The organism is Paracandidimonas soli, assembly GCF_004342005.1.
In the GTDB taxonomy this organism is placed as follows: domain Bacteria; phylum Pseudomonadota; class Gammaproteobacteria; order Burkholderiales; family Burkholderiaceae_B; genus Paracandidimonas; species Paracandidimonas soli.
Map to the genome: position 1 here is coordinate 251,126 of NZ_SMBX01000002.1, position 22,330 is coordinate 273,455.

Below are 22,330 nucleotides of genomic sequence, written 5' to 3' on the forward strand. Positions count from 1 at the left end.
AGGCTGCGTGGATGCGTTGCTGGTCATGGTTTATGGCCTGAGCGGCTGAGATGCTGCAGCGTGTCGCTGGTCAGCAGCCATGGCCGGGTAGCGGAGTTCATCGAAGCGGCGGCATCCGCCGCGTCCGGCTGCCTGTAGGCGACGGCGCCGCACAGGCCCTGGATCGTGGAAAGTACGATGGCGTCGGAGTTCGAGGCGAACTGTCTTTGCGTCTTCAGATAGAGCGAGATGTCGGCGAAGGAGACCAGGGGCGAGGTGGGGCCGTCGGTCAGCGCCAGCACCTTTGCGCCTCGCTTGTGGGCAAAGTGGGCGAGTTGCGCCGTATCGTGCACGTATTGGGGAAACATGATCGCAATGATCAGGTCGTTTTCCGTGACATCGTGCAGCCGGCGGGCAGCGCCTACGGAACCTGCGATGGAGGCCAGCGATTGCACATTGCGACAATAGGGATTGAGCCCGTACTCGAACTGGCCCGCCAGGTGCGCGCTGGTGCCCATGCCGATGATGAAAACGCGATCGGCGCCGATGATGGCCTTGACCGCGCGTTCGCACTCCGTCGAGGTCAGCATCTTGCGCGTGGCCTGGAGGTTCTCGATATCCATGTCCAGCGCAGAAACGATGATCTTGTGATTGGTGGCCTGGCTGTCGGATTGCGCCTGGCGCAGCCGGGCGACGGGAGCCATCGATTTTTCGAACTCACGCATCAGGCATGCCCGGAAGCTGGAGTATTTGTCGAAGCCGAGCATGCGGGCGAACCGGTTTGCCGTCGCGCAGGATACGTCGTTCGCCTTGGCGAATTCCTCGATGCTCATCGTTGCCGAGCGCAGCATTTGCGTCTGGGTGAATTCGGCCATCTTGATTTGTGCTGCCGTCAAGGTCGGCAGGGCGCGCGCGATACGCGACTGTATCGATACGTCCTGCTGATTCTTCCTGGGCTGTCCGGTCGATTGTGTTTTCATGGGATGATATAAAAATTTTCTTTAATGAAAATTCTATGAAAATAAACATATCATTGATAGTAGGTGATTACCCTAGGCGAATATGGCGGGAGTGGCGGCTGGCCGTCCTGCCGCTCCCATCAACCCGTGATAGCGCATAAACTACGTACCGCTGTGCAATAGCCTGCGTTCTTCGTGTCGCAAAGTATTTTGGGTATCTATGGTTGCTGACGATTCCGCCGTTCTGGCGCTGGACCTGGGGTCCACCTGGCTCAAGGCTGGCTGGGTGCGTCCGGATGGAGAGATAGAGGCGCTCGAGCGCGCGGCATCCCCGCTGCGCTCGGATGCCATCAATGCCGAGGACGTCTGGCGGGCGGTCGAAGGCCTGCTTGCCAGGCTGTGCCGTTCGCCGCAGGCGCCCCGCAATATCCTGGCGCTGGCGCTGACAGGCGTGACGCGCTCTCATGTATTTGTCGATCCTGCGGGAGCGCCTCTGGCGCCCGTCATGCTGTGGAGCGATCCCAGCGGCGAGGAGCAGTCCGGCGCCGTGGCGCAGGCCTATGGCATCGACCGGGAAACAGCGGGCCATGGCGCATTCCATCCGCTGGCGCGTCTGCTGCAGTTCACGCATGAGCATGGCGGCAGGCCGCATGCCATGGTCGAACTGAAGGATTGGCTGAATTTCCGCCTGACAGGCCTGTGGGCCACGGACACGGTGGCATACAGCAGGATCCGCCCCGCGCAGGATAGCGGCCTGAGGCTGGAGGACGTACTGGCCCGACTGGGCTTTACCGCCTCCGTGGTGCCGGCGCCGGCCTTGCCCACGCATATCCTCGGACCGGTCCAGCCTTCGATTCCGCAAGCGCTGCGCGCATTGGCCGGTACGCCGGTTGTGGTCGGCAGCTTCGATACCTGGGCGTCCAGCCTCGGCATGGGCGCGATTGCCGACGGCAATGTCTATGACATATCGGGCACGACCCAGGTGCTGGGAACGTTCAGCCGGATGCCGCGGACGGTGGCCGGCATGGTTTCCATCGCCTGGACGCCGGATCTATGGCAGACCGGCGGCCCTTGCCAGACCGGGCTGGGAACCCTGGCATGGTTTGCACGGGCGTTTCTGGACAGCGACAATCCGGCCGATACGCTGGCGGCCGCCGCCGAGTCGGACGGCGTGGACCTGCCCATATGCCTGCCTTATCTGTCCGGCGAACGCATGCCGTGGTGGAGCAGCACGCTTTCGGCCAGTTTTCAGCAGGTCCGGGACAGGCACCGGCGCTGCGATTTCGCGCTGGCTCTGGTCGAAGGGCTGGTGCTGGCGCACCGGCTGGCGCTGGATGCCATGGATGCGCGCAGGCCGGACGCTTTTCTGTATATGGATGGCGGCGGCACCTTGCACGATGCCTGGATGCAGGCGCGCGCCGATGCATTCGGCATGCGGGTCAGGCCCAGCGCGTCCGGCGATTCGCCCCTGGCCGGCGCTGCGTTGACGGCATGCATAGGCCTGGGACTGTACCGCGACATTGCGCAGGCCCAGGCGGCGATCAATGCCGGCGGCAGGGTGGTCGAGCCGGATCCGGCTCGCGCCGCATATTATGATTCCCGGGTAGAAGAGTTTTCCACCCGATTGAGCAGGGACCTTACGCTACTATGAATTCCACCGTCTTCAAGACATGGCTGGGACGCTACGGCACATGTGTCGCCGGATTGCTGCTGTTCGCTTTCTTCGCCGTATTCGCGCCGAATTTCCTGGCGGTGCAGAACCTGTCCAATATCATCAAGCAGATCAGCTTCATGGCGATACTGGGACTGGGCTTTTCCCTGGCCTTCCTGGTAGCCGAACTGGATCTGTCGTTCGCGAATGTCTGCAGCCTGTGCGCGGTCTGCACGGGGTGGTTCATCCACCACGGCCACGGTCCCGAGATTGCCGTGCTTGCCGGGCTGCTGGTCGGTGTTGGCGCGGGCCTGCTCAATGGCATCCTGGTGACGGTGGTGCGCGTGCCCTCGCTGATCGCCACGCTGGCCACGGCCTCGATCGCCAATGGATTTTCCTTCATGGTCACGCAGGGCGTGGCCTTCGTCGGCCAGTGGGATAGCCGCTTCCTTTGGATAGGGCGGGGCGACGTGTTCGGGATTCCGGCCCTGATCTTCTGGCTTGTGCTGCTCAGCGTGCTGGCGCTGTTCCTGCTGAAGCAGACGAGGCTGGGCTTTCGCATGCTTGCGGTGGGCGAGGCTACCGAGGCCGCCCGCCTGGCGGGCATCAATGTCAGGGCCATCAAGATCATCGGCCTGGCCCTGTCGGGCCTGGCGGCCGGCATCACGGCCGTGCTCATGACTTCCAGCCTGGCCAGCGCCTCTCCCAACTCCGCCGCCGACTTGATGCTGACCGCCATCGCCGCCGTGCTGCTGGGCATGACCATGTTCGAGCCTGGCCGCGCCAATGTGCTCGGAACCCTGTTCGGCGCGGTGATCATCGGCATGTTGGGCAACGGTCTGATACTGATGGGGATGGAGTATTATTTCCAGGATATTTTGCTGGGCATCATCATCGTGATGTCGGTGGCCTTCTCATCGTCCGTGCTCAAGAAAGCGGCATTCTCCATATAACAACGTCACTTCAGGAACTGATTCTATGTTGCATCATTTCGCGCGATACGCGGGAGCCGTGCTGGCTTCCGTCTGTTTTGCCCATGCCGCGCATGCCGCTGCGCCCAAGCTGGCCGTCATCGGCTTCCAGATGTCTTCCGAAACCCACGCCCGGGTGGCCAATGCCGCCAAGGCGGCGGCCGAGGCCAAGGGTTGGGATGTCCAGGTGCTGAACAGCAAGGGAGACATGGCCGCGCATATCCATCAGTTGGACAACCTGTTGCTGACCAGGCCCGCCGGCATCATCGTCGCCATGGGCAAGCCTTTGCAGGCCGCGGAACAGTTCAAGAAGGCCAAGGAGGCCGGCATTCCCGTGGTGACTGTCGTCAGCGGCGCCAGCCCCGACGTGCTGTTCGACATCTCGGTCAATGAATACGCGGCCGGAGCGCAGGCGGCCCTGTATCTGCTGGACAACCTGAATTATCAGGGCAATATCCTGAGCCAGCGCTTCGAAGGCAATGTCGGCACGCGCATACGCGGCAAGATGCTGGATGCGGTGCTCAGCGAAAACACCGCCGTCAAGGAAATAGGCTCGCACAGCATGGCGCGCACCGCCTCGTGGCGCGATGACGTCATGGCGGGCATGAATGCCTTGTTGCTGAAGAACCAGGGCAATGTGGACGGCATCTGGGCATCCTTCGACGCGCAGGCCTACATCATCGACGATATCCTGCGCCAGCAGGGTGCCAAGAAAGGCAAGCCGGTGCTGGTCAGCATCGACGGCAGCGATGAAACCTATCGCCGCATCGCGGATCCCGATTCGCTGCTGATGGCGACCGTCATGCTGCCTTTCGAGAAAATGGGCGAGAAGGCCGTAGAGGTCATCGACCGCGTCGCCATCAAGAAAGAAGACAAGAGTGCAATCCACCACGGGCCGTACATTTATCTGGACGCGGAATTGGTAGATGCCAGCAACGTCGACAAATACCTGCAGAAATAACGCCGTGACCAAAGTTCTTGAACTGGAAGGCCTGACCAAAAGCTATGGCGCGGTCCAGGCGTTGCGGGGCGTGAGCCTGCATGCCAATGAGGGCGAGGTGCTGGCCATCTGCGGCGACAATGGCGCCGGCAAGAGCACGCTGATCAAGGTGATCTCCGGCGCGCATGCGCAGACCTCGGGCACATTGCGGCTGAACGGCCGGGAAGTCCGCTGGTCTTCGCCGCACGACGCACTGGTCCATGGCGTTGCCACCATCTACCAGGACCTGGCCCTGGCGCCCCAGCTCAGTGTATGGCAGAACGTGTTCGTGGGAGCGGAAATACGCAAGACACTGTTCCCCGGTTTCAGCATCCTGGACAAAAAGCGCATGCGGGCCGGCGCCGCCGAATACCTGGCCCGGCTGAACCAGAACATCGACGATGTCGAGCGCCCGGTCGCCGATTTTTCCGGCGGCCAGCGCCAGGCCATCGCCATTGCCCGGGCCCTGCTCTGGAACGCCAGCATCGTGATCATGGACGAGCCCACGGCCGCGCTGGGCGTCAAGGAAACCGCCAAGGTCCTGGCGCTGATCCGGCATTTGAAGGACACGGGAGTCACGGTACTGCTGATCAGCCACAATATGGATGACGTTGTCCAGGTGGCCGATCGGGTCGTGATCCTGAAAGCGGGCCGGGTTGCCGCCCAGGGCGCGCTCGAAGGCATCTCGCCGGCGACGCTGGCGCAGACGGTGATGACGGGGGAGTGGCCGCAGGTTCAATGAGGCGGCGAGAGCCGTCTGTCAGCCTGTGCTTGGCCTATCGGGTGCCGACAGCTAATGGAAAAGGGAGACGAAGCGTAATGGCCGTCTCCCTTTTTTGTGCTTTGCGGGCTGGGTGGAGGATCTGCTGTTTTCGATCTTTACCCCACCTGGAAGTGGCTTTCGGGGTAGCGGACGCGGCTGCGCCTTTGCGTGGCCAGGCTGTATATCAATGTCAGCGGGCCGATCCGCCCGACGAACATCAGGACGGTCAGCAGGAACTGGCTGGGCTGGCTGAGATTCATCGTCAGGTCGCGACTCAGGCCGGTGGTGCTGAGCGCCGAGATGACTTCGAAGGCGATGTCCAGGAAGGGAGCATCCTCGAGCAGCGTCATCAGGAAAATGCCCATGAAGGCGCTGAAGGTGGTGACCAGCAGCAGCGCAAGCGATTTCCGCACGATTTCGGGCGAAATGCTGCGCTTCATCAGTACGATTTCCTCACGATGCAGCAAGTAGGAGCGCACGGCGGCAAGCAGCACGATGAAGGTGCCGACCTTGATGCCGCTGGCCGTACTGAGCGACCCGCCACCGATGAACATCAGGGCCATCATCAGCAAGGCGGTGCTGTCGGTGAGCTGGGCGGTGTCCACGCTGTTGAAGCCAGCGGTGCGGGTCGTGATGGCCTGCATCCAGGCGTTGAGCAGGCGCATATCCCAGGACATAGGACCGAGCGTGCCGGGATTGCCGGACTCCAGCAGGAAGATCATGACGAATCCGAACAGGTTCAGGCACAGCGTGGCGATGATGATGGCGCGCGTATAGACGCTGAAGTGGGACCAGCGCCGCTTTTGCCAGACCTCGCTCAGTACGGTAAAGCCGATGCCGCCCAGGATGATGAGAGAGCTGATGGTCAGCAGGATCACGGGCGAGCCCGCATACGGCATCAGGTTGTCGGCATTCAGGGAAAAGCCCGCTTGATTGAAGGCAATGCCGGCGTAGAACAATGCGTGGTACAGCGCGGTCAGCCATGCCTTGTCTTGCAGCCACCAAAGAAACAGAATCAGGGCGCCGGCCAACTGTATGGTGATGGATATGCGGAAGACGGCAAAGGCTGCACGTCTGACTTTGACTACGCTGGTCTGATTGAATGCCTCCAGCACCAGCGCCTGCTGTTTCAGGCTGATGCGCCGGCCCAGCGTCAGCGCGGCGACGACTGCCAGCGTGACGAACCCCAGTCCGCCGATTTGCACCAGCAGAGCCAGAACGATCTGTCCGAAGTGAGTCAACGATTGGCTTACGTCGATTACGGTCAGGCCAGTGATGGTGACCGCGGAAGTGGCGGTGAAGAAAGCCGAGAGCACGCTGAACGGCTCGCGCTGCGAGATGGGCAGGGACAGCAGTACGGTGCCGATCAGGATCAGCAGCAGGAATCCGCCGGCCAGCACCGCGGGCGGGCTGGCCTGGAATACGCCGTTGCGCCGCATGCGCTGATACGACGCAATGGTGCTGCGCGGATGCCAGTTGCGCATGGCTATTTCAGTTGCGGAGCCAGGGCTTTCAAGGCATGGAGCTGGCCCGAGACGAGCAGCACGTCATGCGCCTGTAGCGTGAAGGCGTTATCGGGATGCATGATGATTTCGCCTTTGCGCTTGATCAGCAGGAAATGGATGATGCTTTTCGCGCTGGCGAGCAGCTTGCCCAGTGTCTGGCCTTCGAGTTGCGTTGCTACGTCGATTTCCACGACGAACTCGCCGTTGCCCAGCGGGATGTAGTCGTTCACCATGGGATAGCTCAGCGCCTGGGCGACTCGGACTCCCATTTCTTCTTCGGGGTGGATGATCCGGTTGACGCCGAGCTTGCTCAGAATGAGGTGATGGGCGCGCGATGTAGCCTTGACCCAGATGGTCTTGATGCCCAGGCTTTTCAGGTGGACGACGCACATCAGGCTGGGCTGCAGGTCGCCCATGGCCACGAGCACGACGTCATAGTTGTCCAGGCCCAGCTCTTCCAGCGCGTGCTGGTCGGTGGCATCGGCGATGACGGCATGCGTCAGTTCCTCGGCATATGCATCCACGATTTTGTTGACTGCATCGACCCCCAGAACGGAATGTCCAAGCTTGGTCAGTTCAAGGGCGGTGGCGGAGCCGAAGCGACCAAGACCGATGACGGCGAATTGTCCCATGATCGTATGATTTCCTTGAAATGCAGTACGCTCGATACTGCATATTCCAGTTTAGCGCAGATGCTGGGCGGGTGTTTCCCATTCATTCAGACTGCTTTCAGGTGCGGTGCTTTTCCCTGCTGTACGAATGGGATATATGTAACAAAGATGCACGATCAGGCGTCGTGCAGTATAGTGGAAACCCTGATAGATTCTAAAATTCCGGTATTGGCATTGCGCGTGCCGGGTGGTATAGCTTTATGGCTGATCTGTTTGACCCCATGCATTTGGGGGCAATTGAATTGCGCAATCGTATTGTCATGTCGCCATTGACGCGGACACGTGCCGCGCCGGGCCGCATTCCCAATGAGCTCATGCGCACCTACTATGCGCAGCGGGCGTCTGCGGGCCTGATATTGTCGGAAGCAACCAGTGTGTCGCCGCAGGGAGTAGGCTATCCGAATACGCCGGGCATCTGGTCGCGCGCGCAGGTTGAGGGCTGGCAGAAGATCACCAAGGCGGTACATGACAAGGGGGGCAGGATGTTTCTGCAGCTTTGGCATGTCGGCCGCGTGTCGGATCCGGAGCATCTGAACGGAGGCATTCCCGTGGCGCCCAGCGCCATCGCCTGTCCGGGAACGGTGAATCTGCTGCGTCCCCAGCGCAATTTCGTGGTGCCCAGGGCGCTGCATCTGGAAGAGATGCAAGGCATTGCTGCGGATTTCGCGCAGGCGGCGAGAAATGCGATGGACGCGGGTTTCGATGGCGTGGAGATCCACGCGGCCAACGGCTATCTGCTTGATCAGTTCCTGCACGATGGCAGCAATCATCGCTGCGACGAGTACGGCGGTTCGATACAGAACCGCATGCGTTTGCTGCTGGAAGTCGTGGATGCATGTATCGGTGTCTGGGGCAGCGGACGCGTGGGAGTCCATCTGTCGCCGGGCGGCACGGTGCATGGCATGAGCGATTCGGATCCGCTTACGTTATTCAACAGTGTGGCGCGCGCGTTGAATCAGCGCAGGCTGGCATTCGTATTTGTCAGGCAGGCCGCCGGTGGCGAGGTCTATGCCAATGGCGTGCGTCAGAACTATAACGGTACCCTGATCCTGAATGACGGCCTTACCTTGGAAAGCGCGCGGGCGGCGTTGCGGGCTGGAAGGATGGATGCGGTGGCGTTTGGCCGTGCGTTCATCGCAAATCCGGATCTGGTGCGACGGCTTCGCGAGGGCGCCGAGCTGAACGACTGGGATGCGTCTTTGTTCTATGCGGATGGGGCCAAGGGATATACGGATTATCCTTGCCTGCCTTGCAAAGTGATGACGGAGTCGTGCGACGGGGTGGCCTGAAGCGCCATTCTTGGGTTTTCTTTCTCTTCTCCCGTTTTTCTCTCTTCTCTTTCTGCTGGCTGTCCGTTGCGGCGAATGGCAGTGGCGCCTTATCGGCCCGGTTTGGCTCCATCCGGAGCCAAATGCCCCCTGCGTCGGCTCGTCCGCACGTCCGTGCTGCCTTCGCCTGCACGCGGGCGGGCCTCAAGCCGGCGCCACTGCCATTCGCCGCAACGGACAGCTTGCATTTGTGTGGCTGTAAACGCTGCTGGCTGGAAGGCGGGACGTGGTTTGCCTTGAGGGGCGTCTTGGACCTTGACGCTTTCTTTGCGAGCAAGTGGTTGTTGCAAAACTATCGTATTTTCATCATAATTGAGAATGATTCTTATTTAATTCAACTTGATCCGTTGTATTGAATAAGCGAATACGACTGGAATCATTGTGCAAACCAAGGCATTTTCGCCGGACCTGGAATCCTTGTATCACAACTATCATGGGTGGTTGCAGGGATGGTTGCGTCGCCGGCTGGGCGATTCGTCGGATGCGGCTGATTTGGCGCACGACATCTTTTTGCGGTTGCTCCACAAGCCGCGCCATTTCGGCAGCGAGCCGGAGGCGCGCGTCTATTTGCGGACGATGGCCAACGGCATGTGCGTCGATCTGTGGCGACGCCGTCAGATCGAGCAGGCATGGCTGGAAGAATTGGCCGCTCGCCCCGAGGCGCTGGCGCCGTCAGCCGAGCATCAGGCCATCGTGCTGGAAGCCTTGCATGAGATCGACGGCATGATCCGCAGTCTGCCCGTGAAGGCCGGCAATGCCTTCATCATGGCGATGGCCTATGAAATGACCGACAGGGAAGTCGCCGAGGCCTTGGGCGTTTCTGCCCGCATGGTGCGCAGGTACGTGACCCATGCCATGTTGTGTTGTCTCCAGTTGGAGGCTCGGCGGGTGGCGGGCGAGTCGCCATTGTCCATGCCGCTTTCCGGTGCAGCCTTGTCTGACTCGGCTTGATGTGTCGCTTCCGCCAGTAGCTCCCATGACAGCGTCCGATCTTCTCCTCGCCGGATCGCCCGAGCCATCGCATCAGGCATTGGAGCAGGCCGCAGAGTGGTTTGCGCTGTTGCGGTCTGGCGAAGCCTCTGCCGAGGACCGCGTGAGATGGCAGGCCTGGCTCGATTGCAGGCAGGAGCATCGCACAGCCTGGCGCTATGTCGAGCGGATCAGCGGCCGCTTCGAGCCTATCCAGGCCAGCGTCAACCGCGAAGCTGCCGTCAAGGGTTTTTGCTCTGCAAACCATCGCATGGCGCGTCGCCGTCAGGTATTGCTGGGCCTGGGAATGCTGGCCGGGGGCGGTCTGGCGGGTTGGACGGCATGGCGTCATACGCCGCTATCGAGCATTGCGCTGGCCTGGTCCGCTGATCACCGCAGCGCTATGGGAGAAGTGCGCCAGCTTGCGCTGCCTGATGGTTCGGAGGTCTGGCTGGGCCCCGGCGGCGCTTTCAATCAGGACTATGGCGACCGCTTGCGCCGTCTGTCGCTGGTTTCCGGCGAGATACTGATACAGACAGCAGAGGATCCGGGCCGTCCCTTCGTTGTCGATACGCCCCAGGGGCGGTTGCGTGCCCTGGGCACGCGCTTTACTGTAAGGCGCGATGGCAGTGAAACCCTGCTGGCCGTCTATCAGGGGGCGGTCGAAGTGCGCACGGCGGAATCCGGCGTTACCCGTATCGTCGGGGCAGGCCGGCAGACTCGGTTCACGGATGAGTCGCTGGCAGGCACGCAGACCGCCGATCCGGCGCGCGAGGCCTGGACTCGCGGCATTCTCGTTACGGAAAACACACCGCTGGCCGAGGTTGCGCGCGAGCTGCAGCGTTATCGCGGCGGCCATCTGGGCGTTGCGCCCGAAGTTGCGCATCTGCCCGTCATCGGCAGCTATCCGGCCACGGATCCCGACCGGGCCTTGGCGATGCTCGAAGCGGTTCTGCCCATCAGGATCAAGCGCACCTTGTCCTGGTGGATCAGTATCGAGCCGGCAGGTGGCTCCGGCCGCAGTCGCTGAGTGCTGGAAGGCGGCCGCGTTCCTTTCCATTGCGGCTCTGGCCAAGCGGCCCTTGCGTGGTCGTGCTGCGTCCCGTCGAAAAATCTGGAATATCGCATCGGTGCAGGTTCCGCTTTTGGGCGGTTCATTCGATATACCTGATGAGAACGTAATCAAACGCAGGCATATGCCGCCGGCTGCAGACCAGGAGACGGCGTTGATCGATGCGGACAACACGTTCTCGCCGATCATCCAGTTTCCAAGGAACAGAGCCCGTCATGTCCCGTCATTCTGTTTGCACCGCCCGTGAAGCGGTCGCCTTTTCTTCATCGAGCCGCAACAGCCCCGGTTTCCGCATGGCGCCGATGGCGAGCCTGATCCAGCTGGCCTTTGCCGGCAGCGTGCTGGTCTTGTCGGCATGGCCGGCAAGCGCTCAAGCGCAAGCTGTCTTGCCGGTGCAGGCCTCGCAGCAAAATATTCGCCGCTACGATATTCCGGCCGGCCCATTGAGCACGGTGCTCGCGCGCTTCGCGAGCGAGTCGGGCGTGCTTGTGGCTGGAGCCGGTGAACTGGCCGGGGGAAAGACCAGTCCTGGCCTGTCGGGCTCTCTCGCGCCGCAGGCAGCGCTGGATGCGCTGCTGGCGGGAACAGGGCTGGTGGCGCTTCCTGAGCCGGGAGGTACGTATCGCCTGCGCGAGATTCCACGAGCGTCCTCCGGAGGGGTTGCGCAGCTGGGGGCCGTGACGGTAACGGGCAGCCGTCTGGGCGAAACTACCGAAGGCACGGGCAGCTATACCACGCGCGCCATGTCCACGGCGACGCGGCTGAGCCTGTCGCCGCGCGAAACCCCGCAGTCGGTCAGTGTGCTGACGCGCCAGCAGATGGAGGACCAGGGGATCTCCACGCTGGATGATGCCGTGCAGAGCATTACCGGCCTGGTGATGCAAAAGGGCTATTACTCAGGCAACTCGGGCAGCTTCAGCGCGCGCGGCTTCGCGGTCGATAACATGATGCTCGACGGCTTGCCGACAGGCATGGGCGCCAACGGTACTTTCAATGCGGACAATGCCGACCTCGCCATCTATGATCGCATTGAAGTGGTGCGCGGCGCCAATGGCTTGACCAGTGGCAGCGGCAATCCTGCCGCCAGCATCAACCTGGTACGCAAGCGGCCCACAGCGGAGCCTCAGGTATCCCTTACGGCAAGCGCAGGCAGTTGGGACAACTACCAGTTGCAGCTCGATGCCGCCGATGCGCTCAATAAAGCCAAGACATTACGGGGCCGCGCCGTATTCGCCATGCAGGACAAGGACAACTTCTACAGTGTGGCGCATGACCGCACTCAGCAACTGTACGGCATTCTTGAGGCCGACATCGCGTCTGGCACAACACTGACATTTGGAGCCCACTACCGCAAGTACGAGAACGATGGCGGTTATCAGGAGTTCCCAACACGCGACGACGGCAGCCAGCTTGGCTTGCCGCGTTCGACCACGCTGGGCAATGCCTACGATTTCTGGAACCAGACCGATACGACCGTTTTTGCCGAAATCGACCATCGATTCGCCAACGGCTGGAAAGCGCGCCTCTCCGCCGTCAAACGCTGGCAAAAACTGGACATGATGTTCTCGTCCATCGGTGGGTCCGAAGGCGCGTTCACACAAAATACCCAGGCTTACTGGCTGGACAATTCGCAGACCAGTCTCGACGCCATGTTGAGCGGCCCCTTCGACTTGTTTGGCCGTACTCACGAGGCAGTTGTTGGTGTCAGCCAGCGCAAGGCCATCAATGACAACTATGGTGACTGGAGCATCCGCTCAAACCCCTTGCCGCTGGATCCATGGAACTGGGATCCGCATGCCGCAGAGGCGCCGGGACCTATCAATCCGGATCGCTGGACATACCAATACACCTTGCGTGAAAAAGGTTTGTATAGTTCGGCGCGCTTCAGTCTCAGCGATCCGCTTTCGGTCATCATCGGCGCGCGCATGAGCTGGTATGACTATGAAAACAACGGGACCGGCGCTGGCTACAAAATCACGCAAGAGATTACGCCGTACGCTGGCCTGGTCTTTGACCTGGATGACCGTCATTCGGTATATGCCAGCTGGACAGAGATTTTCCTGCCTCAGGAAAAGCGGGATATCAATAATGAGCTGCTCAAGCCGATTACAGGCACCAACTATGAGCTCGGCATCAAAGGGGAATACTATGGTGGTCGCCTGAATACCAGCCTGGCGGTGTTCCAGATCAACCAGCGCAATCGCGCCATCAGCGACTTGTCCGGCCCGAATCCTTGCCCCGGCAGCATCCAGGGGTATTGCCAGCGCGCATCCGGCGAAGTGGAAAGCAAAGGGGTCGAGCTGGAGGTCAGCGGCGAGCTTATGTCGGGCTGGCAGGCAACAGCCGGTTATACCTATGTTTCGGCAAAATACGTGCGCGATTCGGATCCGGCCAATGTCGGCAAACCGTTCGATACCGATTATCCCCGTCATCAATTCAAGGCATCCACCACATATCGTCTGCCGGGCGACTATAGCCGTTGGCGTGTAGGCGGTTCGCTTTACGTGCAGAGCGGCATTCGCGCTTCTGATGATGAGCGTATCCAGCAGGGGGGATATGCGATCTTTGGCCTGCATGCCGGTTATCGGTTCAATGACAAACTGGATCTGCGTCTGAACGTGAATAATTTGTTCGACAAAATGTATTACCAGGGACTGGGATGGTCGACGGGTGGCAACAGCTACGGCGCACCCCGCAATTTCATGCTGACCTTGAACTATCAGCTGTGACCAAGCCCCAATGCGCCTGATCCTTGTTGTTCACGGCGAGATCAAGCGCGGGGTTGATCAGGCAGGCTGCCGGGCGCAGGTTTCTGCACATCCCGGAGGGTGATGCGCATTGGCTTCGCGCTTTGGCATCGCGTAAAATGGCGCTTTGGACTTACCAGGATTCCATCATGAGCCAGACGCTCAAAGACCGCATTTCCGACGACGTCAAATCCGCCATGCGCGCCCGCGATACCGCCCGCCTTGGCACGCTGCGCCTGCTCCAGGCGGCCATCAAGCAGAAGGAAGTCGACGAGCGCAAGGACCTGGGCGATGCCGACGTCACCGCCATCATCGAGAAGCAGGTAAAACAGCGCCGCGAGTCCGTGGCCGCCTACGAGCAGGCCGGCCGCACGGAAACCGCCGAGCAGGAAAAAGCCGAGATCCAGGTACTGCAGGAATACCTGCCCAAGGCGGCCGATCCGGCGGAAGTCGAAGCCGCCATCGATGCTGCAATCGCCTCCGTGCAGGAGCAGGGCGCCACAGGCCCCGCCGCCATGGGCAAGATCATGGCCATCCTGAAATCCTCGCTGGCAGGCCGCGCCGACATGTCCGCAGTGTCCGCACAGGTCAAGGCGAAGCTTTAAATTTCCAACCGTCTTGCTGCTAACCAGGGCAAGGCGGGAATATATCTGACAGTAGAACATCCTGGCGTGCTTTAAGCTACGCTGATGTGAGCTGCCTGTCGTGGTGCATGAGTGCAGCGCCGTTTGAGGTCTGCCCGCGTGCAGGCGAAGGTAGCGCGGAGGCGCGGACGAGCCGACGCAGGGGAAGTTTGGCTCCGGACGGAGCCAAACCAGGCCGACAGGCGCAGCACTCATGCACCGCGACAGGCAGCCAGAAGAACGCGCACAAGTGCGGCAAAAAAGAAAACGCCCTCAAACAGAAGAGGGCGTGTCAAACGGCAAGGCGCATCGTCTCAGTCTTCCCGCGCAATCACCTCCACTGACGCCTCTCCAGCATCCCCGGATACCCAGACCGTGCCATCCTGCACATTCATGTTCAGCGTCATATTGCGCTGCGCCAGCTGCGCCAAAGCCTGCGTCTGCTCGGCAGGCAACAGGAACACCTTCAGATTGCGCGCGCGCGAAACCTTGTTCTGCACGCCTTTCCACCACAGCTCCGCATTGCGCCCGTAGGCGAACACAACGACCTGTTCCGCACGGCCGCTGGCCTTCAGCAGCCGCCGCTCGTCCGGCAGCCCGGTTTCGATCCAGAGCTCCACGGCGCCAGTCAGATCCTGGCGCCACAGATCCGGCTCGTCCGTTTCGCTCAGCCCCCGCGTGAAGGCCAGACGCTCATCGGCATCGGCGTACAGCGCATAGGCCAGCAGGCGCACCATCAGGCGCTCATCGGTCTCCGATGGGTGGCGAGCCACCGTGACACTGTGGCTTCCATAGTAGCCACGGTCATTGTCGGCGACATGGAGCTCCGCCTTGTAGACGGTCGCGCGCAACGCCATGGCTCAGGCTCCTTCCGGTACGGCGTCTTCCTGCGCGAGCTCGGGCAGGAACCAGTTCATCAGCAGGGCGCAGATACCGCCGGTGGCCACGCCCGACTCCAGCACATTGCGCAAGGCCGACGGCATGTGTGCGACGAACTCCGGCACCTGCGACACGCCCAGACCAAGCGCCAGCGACACGGCGATGATCAGCAGCGCGCGGCGATCCAGGCGGATGCCGGCGAGAATATTGATGCCGGCCGCAGCAACCGCGCCGAACATGACCATGGCGGCGCCGCCCAGCACGGGCTCGGGAACGGCCTGCATGACTCCGGCGACCGTCGGGAACAGGCCGAGAAGCAGCAGCATGGCGGCGATCCACATGCCGATATGGCGGCTGGCGATGCCGGTCAACTGGATGACGCCATTGTTCTGCGCGAAGACCGAGCTGGGGAAGGTATTGAAAATGCCAGCCAGCAGAGAATTCGCGCCATTGACCAGTACGCCGCCCTTGATGCGCCGCATCCAGACGGGACCTTCAACGGGCTCGCGCGAGATCTTGCTGGTCGCCGTGATGTCGCCGATGGCTTCCAGCGAAGTCACCAGGTAGATGATGATCATGGGAATGAACAGCGACCAGGAAAAGCCCAGGCCGAAATGCAGCGGACGAGGCAGCTCGAACAGCGCGGCCTCATGCATGCCGGTGAAATCCAGCCGCCCCATGTAGCCTGCGATCAGATAGCCGGCCAACAGGGCGATCACCAGGGCGGCGCTGCGAATCCAGGCCAGAGGAATGCGGTTCAGGATGACGATGATGGCCAGCACGCTGCCCGACAGGATAAGGTTGTCGCGGTTGGCGAACGTGCCGTCGCCCATGGCGGAGAAGCCGCCGCCCATGCTGATCAGGCCGACCTTGATCAGCGTAAGGCCGATCAGCAGCACCACGATGCCGGTCACCAGCGGCGTGATCAGGCGCTTGACGAACGGCAGAATGCGGGAAATGCCGATTTCGACAAAGGACCCGGCAATGACGACGCCGAAGATGGCCGCCATGACTGCTTCCACCGGGGTTCCCTGCTTGACCATCAGCGCGCCGCCCGCGATCAGCGGGCCGACGAAATTGAAACTGGTGCCCTGGACGATGAGGAGGCCGGCGCCGAAGGGACCGAAGCGCCGGCATTGCACGAACGTGGCAATCCCGGAGATGACCAGCGACATGGAAACGATCATATTGGTGTCGCGCGGCGATACGCCCAGGGCCTGGCAGATGAGCAGGCCCGGCGTCACGATGGGAACGATGATGGCCAGCAGGTGCTGGAAGGCCGCAAGCAGGGACACGAATGGGCGGGGCGAATCTTCCGGGCCGTAGATGAGATCGTTGGGCTCCCGGGATGCGGAGGGCGGCGAAGAGGTGGCTGACATGCTGGCAGGTCCGTGCAAAGATGCAAAAGACGCAGATTCTACTGCGCCAGCCGCCTTGGGGTCATCTTTTCGCCCCCGTCCCGGTTGTAAAAAGGCGCCGCCAGGCGGGGAAACGGGCTCAGGCGACGGATTGCATATGGGAATAGAGAATGCCGATACCGATGCCGACGAGGATCAGCCCGCCCAGCAGCTCGGCGCGGCGGCCCACAAGCGCGCCCAGCGCGCGGCCCAGCATGACGCCTATGGTGGTCATCAGCATGGTGGCGGCGCCGATGGCCAGCGCGGTCGGAATGATGGAGACATCCAGGAAGGCAAGACTGATGCCGACGGCCATGGCGTCTATGCTGGTGGCGACGGCCGTCAGCGCCAGGGTGCGGACGGACTTGGACGCGGGGCGCGGCGGCTCCGGTTCCTCCTGGCTGAAGCTGCGCCAGATCATGGCGGCGCCCAGACAGGAAAGCATGGCGAACGCGATCCAGTGGTCCCAGGCGGAAATATAGCTGGCGGCCAGCATGCCCAGCATCCAGCCGATGACGGGCGTTGTTGCTTCGATGATGCCGAACAGAGCGCCGATGCGTATGGCATCGGCGAAACGGGGCTTGTGCAGCGTGGCTCCCTTGCCGATGGACGCGGCGAAGGCGTCGGTCGACATGGCGAAGGCAAGGAGCATGGTAGCGGCGAAAGTCATGAGGCTTCCAGGTCGGGCTGCGGTTACCACGGCATATTCGCATGCGCCCGACCAAAGGACTGCGCGAATATGTCGATGGTCTTGCCAATCTGGATGATGCCATCGCCATGGCCTTGTGGGCCAAGCATGTTGACGATGGCGCTTCCGGAGACGGAAGCAGGCTACTCCCCAAAGAACAGGCGCGAGTTTAGCACGGCATATGCCGCATTGCGGTATATCCCTTGGCGAAGTCGGGTTATGGCGCCCGGCTGGCTGCGAGCTGGTCGATGGCGCGGTCCACGTGAAAGGACCAGTCCGGCAGATGCAGTCCCAATGCCTGGCTTAGCTTGTCGCTGGACAGGATCGAGTTGAGCGGGCGTTTGGCCGCCGTCGGATATTCGCTGGTGGCGATGGGCTCGATGTTTTCTGATTTCAGGACGAGTTTCACGCCTTCGGACTGCAGGCGCCATACGGTATGCTCCGCCAGCCCGTGCCAGGAGGTACAGCCCGAGGCTGTCAGGTGATACAGGCCGCATGCCAGGCGCTGCTGCTGCCAGGCGTGGATGGCGAGAGCGCTGGCATCCGCGATCAGTTCGGCGGATGTCGGCGCGCCGAACTGATCGGAGACGACGCGCAGATGCTCGCGCTCCTGGGCCAGGCGCAGGATGGTGGTCAGGAAATTGTTTCCCAGCGATGACACGACCCAGCTGGTGCGCAACACCAGCGACTGGCAGCCGCTGTCGGCAATGGCCTGCTCGCCGGCGAGCTTGGTTTGTCCGTAGACATTCAGGGGGTTGGTCGGGTCGGTTTCCACATAAGGCGAGGACTTGCTGCCATCGAAGACATAGTCGGTCGAATAGTGCACAAGCAGGATGCCGTGGCGGGCGGCATATTGGGCCAGCACGCCGACGGAGCGGGCGTTCACGTCGTGGGCCGTGGCGCTGTCGCTTTCCGCGCGGTCCACCGCCGTGTGGGCGGCGGCATTGACGATGATGCTGGGCTTGTGGCGCGCCAGTATGGCCATCAGGGAGTCAGGCTGCGAAAGATCCGCCTCGCTGCGATCCAGCGCGATGACCTGGCCGAGCAGGGCAAGAGAGCGTTGCAGTTGAAGGCCGACCTGGCCTGTTTTTCCCAGAAGCAGAATTGGCATGCGGGTACCCGTAAGAAGAAAGGCAAGTGGATGCAGGGCAGTGTATCACCGGACGGAGGATATTCAGCAGGGCCCGGCGCCCCCGTTTCAAGCGACGCCGCGGCTTCCAACGTACAATGCGGCCATCATGAAACCAGCATCATCCGCTTCCTCTCCCGTCTCCCGGAACGATCTTCAGACCATCAAGTCGCTGCTGCCGTACGTCTGGCAGTTCAAGTGGCGCGTCATCCTGGCGATGTCCTGTCTGGTGGGCGCCAAGGTCGCCAGCGTCAGTGCGCCCCTGTACCTGAAGGATATCGTCGACCAGCTGGGCGTAGCACCCAGCCTGCTGGTCCTGCCCGTGGCCGCGCTGCTGGGCTATGGCCTGGCGCGCCTGCTGACCACAGTGCTCGGCGAACTGCGCGACGCCCTGTTCGCCCGCGTGACGCAGGGCGCCATACGCCGCATCGCCACGCGCGTGTTCGAGCATCTGCTGTCGCTCTCCATGCGCTTCCACCTGGATCGCCAGACGGGAGGCCTGAGCCGAGACATCGAGCGGGGCACGAAAGGCATCGGCTTCCTGCTGAACTTCATGCTGTTCAGCATCCTGCCGACGCTGCTGGAAATCGTCATGGTGGCAGCCATCCTGCTCTGGCGCTATGAATGGCCATTCGCCGTGGTCACGCTGGGGACGATCCTGGCCTACATCGTGTTCACGCTGGTCGTGACGGAAAAACGGATGGTGTACCGCCGCAGCATGAACGACCTGGACAGCAAGGCCAACAGCAAGGCGATCGACGCCTTGCTCAACTACGAGACGGTCAAGTACTTCGGCAATGAGGCCTATGAGCTGAAGCGCTATGACGCCAACCTGGAGCGCTGGGTCGATTCCGCCGTGCGCAACCAGGTGTCGCTGAACCTCCTCAACATGGGGCAGGGCGCCATCATTTCGGCGGGCATCGTCCTGCTGCTGTGGCTGTCGGCCGACGGCGTGGTCGAGGGGACGATGTCGGTCGGCGACGTGGTGCTGGTGTCCGCCTTCCTGACGCAACTCTATACACCCTTGAACTTCCTGGGCTTCGTATACAGGGAAATCAAGCATGCGCTGGCGGATATGGAGCGCATGTTCGGCCTGCTGGACCAGGGCGCAGAGGTCGCCGACAAGCCGGATGCGGCATGCCTGCGCGCGGATGCGGCCAGCGTCGAATTCGAGCACGTCGATTTCGGCTACAACCCCGACAGGCAGATCCTGTTCGACGTGAGCTTTGCGATACCGGCAGGTTCGACACTGGCGGTGGTGGGCGCTTCGGGAGCGGGGAAATCCACGCTGTCGCGGCTGTTGTATCGCTTCTACGACGCAGGCTCGGGCGCGATACGTGTCAATGGCACGGATATCCGCGACATGACGCAGGCCAGCCTGCGCCGGCATATCGGCATCGTGCCGCAGGATACCGTGCTGTTCAACGACACCATCCTGTACAACATCGCCTATGGCAATCCGCTGGCATCGCGCGAAGAGATCATCCAGGCGGCGAAGGCCGCCAGCATCCACGAGTTCGTCATGAGCCTGCCCCAGGGCTACGATACGCCGGTGGGCGAGCGCGGGCTGAAACTGTCGGGCGGGGAAAAGCAGCGTGTCGCCATTGCCCGGACCCTGCTGAAGAATCCTCCCATCCTGATCCTGGACGAAGCGACCAGCGCGCTCGATACCCGTACGGAGCGAGCCATCCAGGATGAGCTGAGCCGGATTTCCAGGGACAGGACCACGCTGATCATCGCGCACCGCCTGTCCACCGTGGTGGATGCCGACGAGATTCTCGTCATGGAGGGCGGCAGGGTGATGGAGCGCGGCTCGCACGATACGCTGATGCGGGGCAACGGACGTTATGCGCGCATGTGGGCCATGCAGGCCAGCCAGTCGGACGATGCCTGAGCGATACCGGTTGCTGCAAATTTACAACAAGGGGCTCCGGCGCCCGGCGCTTTGCCCAGGAACGGCAGGCCGCCCGTGCTAGTATTCGGCCTGCTTCTTTTTCAGGCTCCAGGCGTTGATAATATAGTACCAAAGTAGTACTATATGTACTGTAGTTCCGCTTCGGAGATCTCCTTCATGCTGCGTGTCAGCAAACTCATCGATTACGGCACCCTGATGCTGGCTCACATGGCCCAGCAGCCCGATCGCCTTTTCAGCGCATCCGAGCTCGCGGCCACGCTTGGCCTGGGGCAGCCTGTCGCCAGCAAGATCCTCAAGCTGCTGGGCCAGCACGATCTGGTCAAGAGCAGCAGGGGAGTGCGCGGCGGCTACGCGCTGGCGCGTCCGGCGGAGCAGATCAATGTCGCGCAGATCATCGACGCCCTCGAAGAGCAGCCGTTCGGCCTGACCGAGTGCACGGCGCAGCCCGGCACCTGCAGCATCGAGTCCGACTGCAATATGCGCATGAACTGGCAGCGTATCAATGCCATCGTGCGGCGCACGCTCGAAGACGTCAGCGTGGCCGACATGATGCGCCCCGCGCCTTCGCCCCCTGTCGAATTTCCCCTGATGGACAGAACCGCCCTCGATGCCGCGGTCTGTACCGAATCCCAGCATTCCACGCCCTGGAGTTTTCGTAAATGAGCACCGTCAACGACCAACTCGATTCGTTCCTGGATCGGGAATACACGGCGGGTTTTGTCACGGAGATCGAATCCGAGACATTCCCTCCCGGCCTGTCGGAAGATGTCATACGCCGTCTTTCCGCAATCAAGGGCGAGCCTCAGTTCCTGCTGGACTGGAGGCTCGAGGCCTTCCGTCTCTGGCAGACCATGAAGCCGCCCGTATGGGCCAAGGTGGACTTCCCGCCGGTCGACTTCCAGGACATCAGCTATTATTCCGCGCCCAAGAAGAAAGACGGGCCGAAGAGCCTGGATGAAGTCGATCCCGAACTGCTGCGCACCTACGAGAAGCTGGGCGTTCCGCTGCACGAGCGCGCCCGCCTGGCAGGCGTCGCCGTGGACGCCGTGTTCGATTCCGTATCCGTGGCCACGACATTCCGCAAGCAACTGGCGGAAGCCGGCGTGATCTTCTGTTCCTTCTCGGAAGCGGTCAAGGAGCATCCCGAGCTCATCAAGCAATACCTCGGCACGGTGGTCCCCCAGGGCGACAACTTCTACGCCGCGCTGAATTCCGCCGTATTCTCCGACGGATCGTTTGTCTACATTCCCAAGGGCGTGCGCTGCCCGATGGAACTGTCCACGTATTTCCGCATCAATGCGCAGAACACCGGGCAGTTCGAGCGCACGCTGATCATCGCCGACGAGGGCGCTTCGGTCAGCTACCTGGAAGGCTGTACTGCGCCAATGCGCGATGAAAACCAGTTGCATGCGGCGGTGGTGGAACTGGTCGCGCTGGACGGCGCCCGCATCAAGTACTCCACCGTCCAGAACTGGTACCCCGGCGACAAGGATGGCAAGGGGGGCATCTACAATTTCGTGACCAAGCGCGGCGACTGTCGCGGCGCGCGCTCCAGCATTTCCTGGACGCAGGTGGAAACGGGCTCGGCCATTACCTGGAAGTATCCCAGCGTCATCCTGCGCGGCGATGATTCCGTCGGCGAATTCTATTCCGTGGCGCTCAGCAATCATCGCCAGCAGGCCGACACCGGCACCAAGATGATCCATATGGGCCGCAACACGACCAGCACCATCATCTCCAAAGGTATTTCCGCGGGCTACGGCAGCAACACCTTCCGCGGCCTGGTGCGCATCACGCCCAAGGCGGAAGGGGCGCGCAATTTCACGCAATGCGATTCGCTGCTCATCGGCAAGACCTGCGCGGCGCACACTTTCCCGACAGTGGAGGTGCAGAACCCCAGCGCCAGCGTCGAGCACGAAGCTACCGCTTCGCGCATCGGGGAAGACCAACTGTTCTACGCCATGCAGCGCGGCCTGTCGGCCGAAGACGCCGTTTCGATGATCGTGAACGGTTTCTGCAAGGAAGTCATCAAGGAATTGCCCATGGAATTCGCGGTCGAGGCGCAGAATCTGCTCGGCGTCAGCCTGGAAGGCAGCGTGGGTTAA

The 22,330-nt window shown here is 61.7% G+C and carries 19 protein-coding genes and 1 riboswitch; of the genes, 12 read left to right on the forward strand and 7 right to left on the reverse strand.

Going from position 1 to position 22,330, the window contains the following annotated elements; genetic code table 11:
• Positions 1 to 23 precede the first annotated feature (23 nt).
• Positions 24 to 959 carry a MurR/RpiR family transcriptional regulator gene (locus EV686_RS04850; RefSeq protein ID WP_132474103.1) on the reverse strand — a complete coding sequence of 312 codons (936 nt, stop codon included), beginning with the start codon at positions 957 to 959 and terminating at the stop codon, positions 24 to 26.
• A gap of 199 nt (positions 960 to 1,158) precedes the next feature.
• On the opposite strand from EV686_RS04850, the gene EV686_RS04855 reads away from it, so the two are divergent.
• The 4 genes from EV686_RS04855 to EV686_RS04870 are packed head-to-tail and all read left to right on the forward strand — an operon-like array spanning position 1,159 to position 5,281.
• Entirely contained in the window at positions 1,159 to 2,589 is a 1,431-nt protein-coding gene (locus EV686_RS04855) for a xylulokinase (RefSeq protein WP_132474105.1), read from the forward strand.
• Positions 2,586 to 3,542, forward strand: a complete 957-nt coding sequence (locus tag EV686_RS04860) for an ABC transporter permease (protein ID WP_132474107.1) — start codon at positions 2,586 to 2,588, stop codon at positions 3,540 to 3,542. Before EV686_RS04855 ends, EV686_RS04860 begins: the two co-directional genes overlap by 4 nt.
• Before the next feature lie 25 nt (positions 3,543 to 3,567).
• A complete protein-coding gene (locus tag EV686_RS04865; RefSeq protein WP_132474109.1) occupies positions 3,568 to 4,521 on the forward strand; it encodes a sugar ABC transporter substrate-binding protein in 954 nt (317 codons plus the stop codon).
• 4 nt (positions 4,522 to 4,525) lie between these two features.
• The gene (locus tag EV686_RS04870; RefSeq protein WP_243650745.1) at positions 4,526 to 5,281 is read left to right on the forward strand and encodes an ATP-binding cassette domain-containing protein; all 756 of its coding nucleotides are present in this window, start codon (positions 4,526 to 4,528) and stop codon (positions 5,279 to 5,281) included.
• Between the two features lie 137 nt (positions 5,282 to 5,418).
• Here EV686_RS04870 and EV686_RS04875 read toward each other — a convergent pair whose 3' ends face one another.
• Complete coding sequence (locus EV686_RS04875; RefSeq protein ID WP_132474113.1) at positions 5,419 to 6,786, reverse strand: TrkH family potassium uptake protein; 1,368 nt, start codon at positions 6,784 to 6,786, stop codon at positions 5,419 to 5,421.
• 2 nt (positions 6,787 to 6,788) lie between these two features.
• Complete coding sequence (locus EV686_RS04880; protein WP_132474115.1) at positions 6,789 to 7,439, reverse strand: potassium channel family protein; 651 nt, start codon at positions 7,437 to 7,439, stop codon at positions 6,789 to 6,791.
• Positions 7,440 to 7,678: 239 nt separating this feature from the next.
• Here EV686_RS04880 and EV686_RS04885 point away from each other — a divergent pair, with 239 nt between their 5' ends.
• The 5 genes from EV686_RS04885 (at position 7,679) to EV686_RS04905 (ending at position 14,199) form a co-directional block, all read left to right on the forward strand.
• On the forward strand, positions 7,679 to 8,767 hold the full coding sequence (locus EV686_RS04885; protein WP_132474117.1) for an alkene reductase: 1,089 nt from the start codon (positions 7,679 to 7,681) through the stop codon (positions 8,765 to 8,767).
• Positions 8,768 to 9,187: 420 nt separating this feature from the next.
• Positions 9,188 to 9,757 carry a sigma-70 family RNA polymerase sigma factor gene (locus EV686_RS04890; RefSeq protein WP_132474119.1) on the forward strand — a complete coding sequence of 190 codons (570 nt, stop codon included), beginning with the start codon at positions 9,188 to 9,190 and terminating at the stop codon, positions 9,755 to 9,757.
• A 25-nt stretch (positions 9,758 to 9,782) separates the two neighbouring features.
• Positions 9,783 to 10,805, forward strand: coding sequence for a FecR domain-containing protein (locus EV686_RS04895; protein WP_132474121.1), 1,023 nt, complete (start codon positions 9,783 to 9,785; stop codon positions 10,803 to 10,805).
• A 257-nt stretch (positions 10,806 to 11,062) separates the two neighbouring features.
• Complete coding sequence (locus tag EV686_RS04900; protein ID WP_243650746.1) at positions 11,063 to 13,576, forward strand: TonB-dependent siderophore receptor; 2,514 nt, start codon at positions 11,063 to 11,065, stop codon at positions 13,574 to 13,576.
• 164 nt (positions 13,577 to 13,740) lie between these two features.
• Positions 13,741 to 14,199, forward strand: a complete 459-nt coding sequence (locus EV686_RS04905; protein WP_132474865.1) for a GatB/YqeY domain-containing protein — start codon at positions 13,741 to 13,743, stop codon at positions 14,197 to 14,199.
• A gap of 332 nt (positions 14,200 to 14,531) precedes the next feature.
• Here EV686_RS04905 and EV686_RS04910 read toward each other — a convergent pair whose 3' ends face one another.
• The 4 genes from EV686_RS04910 to rfbD form a co-directional block, all read right to left on the reverse strand.
• Positions 14,532 to 15,074: a YaeQ family protein gene (locus tag EV686_RS04910; RefSeq protein WP_132474123.1), complete on the reverse strand. Its 543-nt coding sequence runs from the start codon at positions 15,072 to 15,074 to the stop codon at positions 14,532 to 14,534.
• Between the two features lie 3 nt (positions 15,075 to 15,077).
• A complete protein-coding gene (locus EV686_RS04915; RefSeq protein WP_132474125.1) occupies positions 15,078 to 16,475 on the reverse strand; it encodes a nucleobase:cation symporter-2 family protein in 1,398 nt (465 codons plus the stop codon).
• A gap of 118 nt (positions 16,476 to 16,593) precedes the next feature.
• The gene (mntP, locus tag EV686_RS04920; protein ID WP_132474127.1) at positions 16,594 to 17,163 is read right to left on the reverse strand and encodes a manganese efflux pump MntP; all 570 of its coding nucleotides are present in this window, start codon (positions 17,161 to 17,163) and stop codon (positions 16,594 to 16,596) included.
• A 39-nt stretch (positions 17,164 to 17,202) separates the two neighbouring features.
• Positions 17,203 to 17,345, reverse strand: a riboswitch (yybP-ykoY riboswitch).
• A 53-nt stretch (positions 17,346 to 17,398) separates the two neighbouring features.
• The gene (gene rfbD / locus EV686_RS04925) at positions 17,399 to 18,292 is read right to left on the reverse strand and encodes a dTDP-4-dehydrorhamnose reductase (RefSeq protein ID WP_132474129.1); all 894 of its coding nucleotides are present in this window, start codon (positions 18,290 to 18,292) and stop codon (positions 17,399 to 17,401) included.
• A 127-nt stretch (positions 18,293 to 18,419) separates the two neighbouring features.
• Between rfbD and EV686_RS04930 the strand changes: the two genes are divergently transcribed.
• From EV686_RS04930 to sufB, 3 genes are all read left to right on the forward strand, one after another.
• Positions 18,420 to 20,204, forward strand: a complete 1,785-nt coding sequence (locus tag EV686_RS04930) for an ABCB family ABC transporter ATP-binding protein/permease (protein WP_132474131.1) — start codon at positions 18,420 to 18,422, stop codon at positions 20,202 to 20,204.
• 177 nt (positions 20,205 to 20,381) lie between these two features.
• A complete protein-coding gene (locus EV686_RS04935) occupies positions 20,382 to 20,888 on the forward strand; it encodes an SUF system Fe-S cluster assembly regulator (protein ID WP_132474133.1) in 507 nt (168 codons plus the stop codon).
• The gene (gene sufB, locus EV686_RS04940) at positions 20,885 to 22,330 is read left to right on the forward strand and encodes a Fe-S cluster assembly protein SufB (protein WP_132474135.1); all 1,446 of its coding nucleotides are present in this window, start codon (positions 20,885 to 20,887) and stop codon (positions 22,328 to 22,330) included. Before EV686_RS04935 ends, sufB begins: the two co-directional genes overlap by 4 nt.

Bases quoted from the DNA above. Each gene is read 5' to 3' on its own strand.
- EV686_RS04865 (WP_132474109.1), top strand. From the start codon at position 3,568: ATGTTGCATCATTTCGCGCGATACGCGGGAGCCGTGCTGGCTTCCGTC.
- EV686_RS04935 (WP_132474133.1), top strand. From the start codon at position 20,382: ATGCTGCGTGTCAGCAAACTCATCGATTACGGCACCCTGATGCTGGCT.
- EV686_RS04850 (WP_132474103.1), bottom strand. From the start codon at position 959: ATGAAAACACAATCGACCGGACAGCCCAGGAAGAATCAGCAGGACGTA.
- EV686_RS04875 (WP_132474113.1), bottom strand. From the start codon at position 6,786: ATGCGCAACTGGCATCCGCGCAGCACCATTGCGTCGTATCAGCGCATG.
- EV686_RS04910 (WP_132474123.1), bottom strand. From the start codon at position 15,074: ATGGCGTTGCGCGCGACCGTCTACAAGGCGGAGCTCCATGTCGCCGAC.
- EV686_RS04895 (WP_132474121.1), top strand. From the start codon at position 9,783: ATGACAGCGTCCGATCTTCTCCTCGCCGGATCGCCCGAGCCATCGCAT.
- EV686_RS04885 (WP_132474117.1), top strand. From the start codon at position 7,679: ATGGCTGATCTGTTTGACCCCATGCATTTGGGGGCAATTGAATTGCGC.
- sufB (WP_132474135.1), top strand. From the start codon at position 20,885: ATGAGCACCGTCAACGACCAACTCGATTCGTTCCTGGATCGGGAATAC.
- mntP (WP_132474127.1), bottom strand. From the start codon at position 17,163: ATGACTTTCGCCGCTACCATGCTCCTTGCCTTCGCCATGTCGACCGAC.
- EV686_RS04900 (WP_243650746.1), top strand. From the start codon at position 11,063: ATGTCCCGTCATTCTGTTTGCACCGCCCGTGAAGCGGTCGCCTTTTCT.
- rfbD (WP_132474129.1), bottom strand. From the start codon at position 18,292: ATGCCAATTCTGCTTCTGGGAAAAACAGGCCAGGTCGGCCTTCAACTG.
- EV686_RS04880 (WP_132474115.1), bottom strand. From the start codon at position 7,439: ATGGGACAATTCGCCGTCATCGGTCTTGGTCGCTTCGGCTCCGCCACC.
- EV686_RS04930 (WP_132474131.1), top strand. From the start codon at position 18,420: ATGAAACCAGCATCATCCGCTTCCTCTCCCGTCTCCCGGAACGATCTT.
- EV686_RS04860 (WP_132474107.1), top strand. From the start codon at position 2,586: ATGAATTCCACCGTCTTCAAGACATGGCTGGGACGCTACGGCACATGT.
- EV686_RS04855 (WP_132474105.1), top strand. From the start codon at position 1,159: ATGGTTGCTGACGATTCCGCCGTTCTGGCGCTGGACCTGGGGTCCACC.
- EV686_RS04915 (WP_132474125.1), bottom strand. From the start codon at position 16,475: ATGTCAGCCACCTCTTCGCCGCCCTCCGCATCCCGGGAGCCCAACGAT.